This is a genomic window from Bacillus sp. LR--39, from assembly GCF_053613335.1.
The window spans coordinates 1-1449 of the sequence record NZ_JBSIOT010000147.1 but is presented as its reverse complement, the minus strand read 5'-3'; the positions used below and the strand labels follow the sequence as shown (position 1 = coordinate 1449).

Genomic DNA, 1449 nt, shown 5'->3' with positions numbered 1-1449 from the left:
GTGCGTCATTTTTTCTCCTGAATGCTTCCCAAAACATCTGCAAAAAGCGAATAGAGGATTAAGGCATCATCTGATTGAGCAGCTGAAACAGATCAATGTTCATCTTCCATCATAACCCTCCCCTCTGTCCCGGCACCTTCCGCCCGCCTATGAATAATCTGTAAGCGGAAGGAGTGATCGATAATGGAAGTCGGGATTTTGTCTGTCCATGTTCTGTATGTGTTTTTTATCGGTGCAATTATCCTATTTATGCTGCTGAGAAAAGACACGACATTTATTTCTCTATTCGGCATTTTTATCATATCGCTATGGTCCAGCCATTCACTTTCAGCTTCTGTCAGCAGTTTATTCCACAGCTTTATCTATGCGGCCGGCGAACTGCTGCCCACGATTTTCATCATTTGCTTTATCGTTTCGATGAGTGATTTGTTAACAAAAACAGGGATAAATGAAGCGATGATTTCTCCCTTTGCAAGCCTTGTGAGAGGTCCTGTGACTGCCTATTGGCTGATTGGCGGCCTGATGTTCGCCATTTCTCTCTTCTTCTGGCCTTCTCCGGGTGTCGCTTTGATCGGCGCCGTCCTGCTCCCCGCAGCCGCACGTGCCGGTTTGACGCCTCTTGCCGCGGCCATGGCCATGAACTTATTCGGACACGGTTTTGCCCTGTCAGGAGACTTTGTCATTCAAGCGGCGCCAAAGCTGACTGCGGATGCAGCAGGCATTCCAGTCGGTGATGTCGTCTCGGCCAGCATTCCGCTTGTGCTGATTATGGGTGTGACAACAACAACTGCTGCCTTTATCATGATTCAGCGCGAACGCAAAAAACAGGAGCATCCCGCTTCTTTTTCCCCCGTTCTTTCCGGCGAACAAGACAACTCGCTGTACTTGCCAAAACGCCTGCGGTCCATACTGGCTTTTTTGATTCCGCTTGCCTTTCTTGCAGATATCGCCTGCATGCTCTTGTTTAACCTACAAGGAAATGATGCAACCGCGTTAATTGGCGGGTCTGCAATTTGTATCCTCTTTACCGTTCATTTTTTCGTGTATAAGCATAAAGGGCTTGAAAAAATCACCGGCTATTTTATTGACGGATTTAAGTTCGGTTTTAAGGTTTTCGGCCCCGTCATCCCGATTGCCGCTTTCTTTTATCTTGGCGACTCAGGCTATGAAAGCATACTGGGCACTTCACTCCCTAAAGGTTCCCACGGCATTGTCAACGATCTTGGCATTGCTTTATCCCATATGATGCCTATGTCAAAGGAGCTTGCCGCCGCTGCATTAACTGCCGCTGGAGCCATAACAGGCCTTGACGGCTCAGGATTTTCTGGCATTTCTCTCGCCGGCTCCATCGCAAAGCTCTTTTCGTCCGCTCTCCATGCCGATCCCGCTATTCTGACCGCGCTCGGACAAATCTCTGCCATCTGGGTGGGCGGAGGAACACTGGTCCCA

Annotated in this window: 1 protein-coding gene and 1 pseudogene; both read left to right on the top strand. The window is 49.0% G+C overall.

The window, feature by feature from the left end; all coding sequences use genetic code 11:
• Positions 1-115, top strand: a pseudogene (locus tag ACWHAR_RS21250) (hypothetical protein); the annotation flags it as partial.
• A 65-nt stretch (positions 116-180) separates the two neighbouring features.
• A partial coding sequence (locus ACWHAR_RS21245; protein ID WP_452087739.1) for a hypothetical protein occupies positions 181-1449 on the top strand: 1269 nt, incomplete at its 3' end.